Raw genomic sequence first — 4,548 nt, forward strand, 5'->3', positions numbered from 1 at the left:
TCCCCCGCCCCGCCCGCGTCCCCGCGCAGGATGACGAAGGCCACGACACCCTGCCCGGTTGTCGCGTCGGTCGCGCCGACCACGGCGGCCTCAGCGACCATCGGATGGGAGACGAGGGCCGATTCGACCTCCGTGGTGGAGATCCGGTGCCCGGAGACGTTCATGACGTCGTCGACCCGGCCGAGCAGCCAGATGTCGCCGTCCTCGTCCTTCTTGGCGCCGTCCCCGGCGAAGTAGGTCTCGGGGAAGCGCGACCAGTACGTGTCGATGTACCGCTGCTCGTCGCCCCAGATGGTGCGCAGCATCCCGGGCCACGGTTCGGTCAGGACCAGATAGCCGCCGGAGCCGTCGGGCACCGGCTTGCCGGTGTCGTCGACGACGTCGGCCGCGATGCCCGGCAGGGGGCGCAGGGCCGAGCCCGGCTTGCAGACGCTGACGCCCGGCAGCGGGCTGATCATCTGGGCGCCGGTCTCCGTCTGCCACCAGGTGTCCACGACCGGACAGCGGTCGGAGCCGATGTGCTTGCGGTACCAGATCCACGCCTCCGGGTTGATCGGCTCACCGACCGAGCCCAGCAGCCGGAGCGACGACAGGTCGAACTCGGCCGGGAAGTCGGCGCCCCACTTCATGAAGGTGCGGATCGCGGTCGGGGCGCAGTACAGGATCGACACGCGGTACTTCTCGACGATCTCCCACCAGCGGCCCTTGTGCGGGGTGTCCGGTGTCCCCTCGTACATCACGGACGTGACGCCGTTGGCCAGCGGGCCGTAGACGATGTACGAGTGGCCGGTGACCCAGCCGATGTCCGCCGCCGTCCAGAACACGTCCCGTTCCGGCTTGACGTCGAACACCGCCCAGTGCGACCAGGCGACCTGGGTGAGATAGCCGCCCGTGGTGTGCAGGATGCCCTTCGGGCGGGCGGTCGTACCCGAGGTGTACATGATGTACAGGGGGTGTTCGCTGTCGAAGGCCTCCGCCTCGTGTTCGGACGGCTGTCCGTCCACCAGGTCGTGCCACCACACGTCCCGGCCGTCGGTCCAGTCGACGTCCTGACCGGTGCGCCGGACGACCAGCACGCTGCGGACGTCCGGGCACTCGCGCAGTGCCTCGTCGACCGCGGGTTTCAGCGCCGAGGGGTTGCCCCTGCGGTAGCCGCCGTCGGCGGTGATCACCACATGCGCGTCGCAGTCGAGGATCCGGCCGCGCAGCGCCTCGGCGGAGAAGCCGCCGAAGACCACGGTGTGCGGGGCGCCGATGCGGGCACAGGCCAGCATCGCCACCACCGTCTCCGGGATCATCGGCATGTAGATCGCCACCCGGTCACCGGTGCCGACACCGAGCGACCGCAGGGCGTTGGCCGCCCGGCAGACCTCGGCGGTCAGTTCGGCGTAGGTGATCGTGCGGGTGTCGCCGGGCTCGCCCTCCCAGTGGAAGGCGACCCGGTCCCCGCGGCCCGCGGCCACATGCCGGTCGAGGCAGTTGTAAGCCGCGTTCAGGCGCCCGCCGACGAACCAGCGGGCAAACGGAGCACGGCTCCAGTCGAGGACCTCGTCCCAGGGCCGGGCCCAGTCCAGCCGGCCGGCCGCCTCGGCCCAGAAGGCGAGACGGTCGGTGTCGGCTCGTTCGTAGTCCGCCGCGGTGGCGTTCGCCGCGTCGGCCAGCTCCGGGGGCGGCGGGAACCGTCGCTCCTCATGGAGCAGGTTGGAGAGAGTTTCGCCACCGGAGTCGGTCATGCGTGGGCTCCGAAGGGACCGCGGTGGTGCGTGCGGTGCAGCCGCATGCGCTCACCAAGGTTGGGGAGGACCGGCATGACGGCCCGCTGGTACGTGGAGTTGGTGACGCCCGCGAAGGACGCGTACCAGGCGCACACGGCCGTGACCAGACCCAGCCAGCCGCCGGCCTTGACGGTGTTCGGCGACTGCGCGAAGTCGGCGACGCACAGCACGATGAAGGTCGCGGACAGTGTGACGAACACGGCGAGGATCGCCCCGGTGGTCCGCATGGCGGCGACGGTCATGTACACCGTGAAGACCGCCCACACCAGCAGGAACAGCCCGCTGGCCTGGTGCGCGGTGGATGCCGGAAGGCCGGGTGCGACGAACTTCGCGTAGGCCGCGTACGACAGCCAGAAGGCGCCGAAGGAACCGAACGCGGTGGCGCCGAAGGTGTTGCCCTTGCGGAACTCCCACATCCCGGCGAGGAGCTGGGCGAGCCCGCCGTAGAAGAGGGCGAGCGGCAGGACGACGGCGACCAGCGTCTTGTCGGTGATGAGATTCGCGTTGAAGGTGCTGAGAACGAACGTCGTCGCGGCGAAGGCGGCGAGGCCGAGCGGACCGGGGTCCGCGATCTTGGCCTGTTCGGTGGTCGGAGTGCTCATTGCGTCTCCTCCTGTGATCCAGATCACAAGAATGTGAGATTCATTGTAGGAACCACCTATGGCGTGCAGGCGCCGCACCCACAGTCGGCAATCGGCGGTGCCGACTGTGCGACGAACGGTCGTCCGGCGTCGTCGGGGGCGGAGCACCGGGTTCCCCGGCCACGGATCCCTAGTCGTCGCCGCGGTTCCGGTACGCCCAGTCCGCCGCCCGCGCGGCGAGCGCCACGAGGTCAGGTTCCCCGGTGTCGCCGTCGAGATGGCGGTACTCCACGGCCGTGAGGATGACGATCCGCTCAGGCAGACCCAACTGATCGTGGAACCCACTGGCAAGGATGTCCGCGGCAGCCTCCCCGGCGGAGCAACCGGCGGCATACCGGCCGTGGATCAGGGCTTCCAGTTCCCGGAGGTATGTGACATACCACTGGACATCCCGAGGCGTCATCACCGCCCCGTGCCCCGGCACCACGACCTCCGGCTCCAGCGCGAGAACCGTCTCGCAGGCCGCGACCACATGGGAGAGCGGCCCGTTCCAGTGCACGGGATGGTCACCCGCGAACAGCACATCCCCGGCGCACACGACCCCCCGCCCCGGGAAGTGAACGACGAGGTCACCGGCCGAGTGCGCGGGTCCCACCTCGATCAGCTCGGCCCGGACGTCCCCCACGGTCAGCTCGTACCGCCCGGAGAAGGTGAGTGTCGGAGGGACGGCCTCGACCCCCTCGTACCGGAAACGCCCGAAGTGCCGGCGCGCATACCACCCCAGCGGCTGGTCGGCCGGCGTCTGATGGGTCAGGAAGTGCATCTGCTGGGGCGACGGCTCATGACACAGATGCTCGGCACCGGCTTTGGTGGCGATGATCTCGGCCCCGGGAAAGCAGCCGTTCCCGAACGTGTGATCCCCATTGCCATGGGTGTTGACGATCGTCCGTACACCACCGGCACCCAGGAGGGGCCCGGCGGCAGCGACGAGGGCCTCGGTCATCACCCGGTCGTACGGGGTGTCGACGAGGGCGGCCTCCTCCCCCGAGGTGATCAGCAGACAGTTGGCGAAGCCCCAGGTCCCGGTGTGCGCCGGGGCCCACAGATGCAGCCCGTCGGCCACCGGGACGAGTCCGTCAGGAAGGTTCATGCCGATCATTGTGCTGACCCACCCGCGGCCGCCCGCGCGCGGGAGCGGGTCGTGGCGGTGCGGCGCAGCCCGCCGCTTACGCGTCCTGGACTCCCCGAACCTGACCAGCAGACGTCAAATCCGTCGGCGGCGGGCTCGCCGTACCGCCACGACCCCGACCCACGACGCACCCCAGGGGCGCGGGGAACTGCGCGAGAAACCCCCACGCACCCGCACCCGGCACAGCACGACCAGCCCCCGAACCAGACTCCGACCCCGAAAGGCCCTCCCACCTCATGACCGGCACGAGCACCGCCGACGAGAAGCTCACCTGGCTCATCGAGGCCCTACTGGAGCGTACCCCCGGCGCACGGCACGCCCTCGTCCTGTCACGGGACGGCCTGAAGCTGTGCCGCACACCGGAGCTGACCGTCGACCAGGCCGACCAGCTCGCGGCGATCGCCGCAGGCATCCAGTCCCTGTCGCACGGCGCCTCCATGGAGTTCGGCGACGGCAGCGGAGGCGTGCGCTCGGCGATGACGGAGTTCTACGGCGGCGTCCTGTTCATCGTGGAGGCGGGCGACGGCACCCACCTGGCCGTGATCACCGCCGAGGACGCGGACGCGGGCCTGGTCGGCCACAACATGAGCGAACTCGTGGAGCAGCTGGGCGAACACCTGTCCGCGCGGCCCCGGACCTCATGAGCCGCCCCGGCAGGGACGACTCACCCGACCGCCTGTACACCCTCACCGGAGGCCGCGCCCACTCCGCTCCGGACAGCCCCTTCGACCTGGTGACCCTCGTCATCGCCGAGTCCGACCCGACCCCCGGCATGCAGTCGGAGCACGCACGGATCCTGCAGATCACCCAACGCCCCACCCCCCTGGTGGAGTTGGCCGCCAAGATGAAACTCCCGGTGAGCATCACCAAGATCCTGCTGTCCGACCTCCTCGCGGCGGGCCACGTCAGGGCCCGCCACCCGAACAAGGCCGCGGTCATCGACCCCGACGTCCTGGAACAGGTGCTCCTTGGACTCCGCAACCTCTGACCCCCACCCCACGCC

At 70.1% G+C, this 4,548-nt stretch carries 5 protein-coding genes; 2 read left to right on the forward strand and 3 right to left on the reverse strand.

The features are described from left to right. The 3 genes from acs to GRC12_RS42115 all read right to left on the reverse strand — a co-directional run. Positions 1–1,733: acetate--CoA ligase (gene acs / locus GRC12_RS42105; RefSeq protein WP_208785728.1), on the reverse strand; the 1,733-nt coding region annotated here is incomplete at its 3' end. Next, positions 1,730–2,377: an acetate uptake transporter gene (locus GRC12_RS42110; RefSeq protein WP_208785729.1), complete on the reverse strand. Its 648-nt coding sequence runs from the start codon at positions 2,375–2,377 to the stop codon at positions 1,730–1,732. The genes GRC12_RS42110 and acs, both read right to left, overlap by 4 nt. Before the next feature lie 169 nt (positions 2,378–2,546). Further along, positions 2,547–3,506: an MBL fold metallo-hydrolase gene (locus GRC12_RS42115; protein ID WP_208785730.1), complete on the reverse strand. Its 960-nt coding sequence runs from the start codon at positions 3,504–3,506 to the stop codon at positions 2,547–2,549. Positions 3,507–3,781: 275 nt separating this feature from the next. Between GRC12_RS42115 and GRC12_RS42120 the strand changes: the two genes are divergently transcribed. Both GRC12_RS42120 and GRC12_RS42125 read left to right on the forward strand, forming a co-directional pair. Further along, positions 3,782–4,189 carry a roadblock/LC7 domain-containing protein gene (locus GRC12_RS42120; RefSeq protein ID WP_208785731.1) on the forward strand — a complete coding sequence of 136 codons (408 nt, stop codon included), beginning with the start codon at positions 3,782–3,784 and terminating at the stop codon, positions 4,187–4,189. Next, entirely contained in the window at positions 4,186–4,533 is a 348-nt protein-coding gene (locus tag GRC12_RS42125) for a DUF742 domain-containing protein (protein WP_208785732.1), read from the forward strand. Before GRC12_RS42120 ends, GRC12_RS42125 begins: the two co-directional genes overlap by 4 nt. Positions 4,534–4,548 lie beyond the last annotated feature (15 nt).

The sequence above is a fragment of the Streptomyces griseorubiginosus genome, assembly GCF_017614965.1.
Lineage (GTDB): Bacteria > Actinomycetota > Actinomycetes > Streptomycetales > Streptomycetaceae > Streptomyces > Streptomyces griseorubiginosus_B.

Excerpts from the sequence above, each read along its gene's own strand:
- GRC12_RS42125 (WP_208785732.1), top strand. The coding sequence starts at position 4,186 with ATGAGCCGCCCCGGCAGGGACGACTCACCCGACCGCCTGTACACCCTC.
- GRC12_RS42110 (WP_208785729.1), bottom strand. The coding sequence starts at position 2,377 with ATGAGCACTCCGACCACCGAACAGGCCAAGATCGCGGACCCCGGTCCG.
- GRC12_RS42120 (WP_208785731.1), top strand. The coding sequence starts at position 3,782 with ATGACCGGCACGAGCACCGCCGACGAGAAGCTCACCTGGCTCATCGAG.
- GRC12_RS42115 (WP_208785730.1), bottom strand. The coding sequence starts at position 3,506 with ATGAACCTTCCTGACGGACTCGTCCCGGTGGCCGACGGGCTGCATCTG.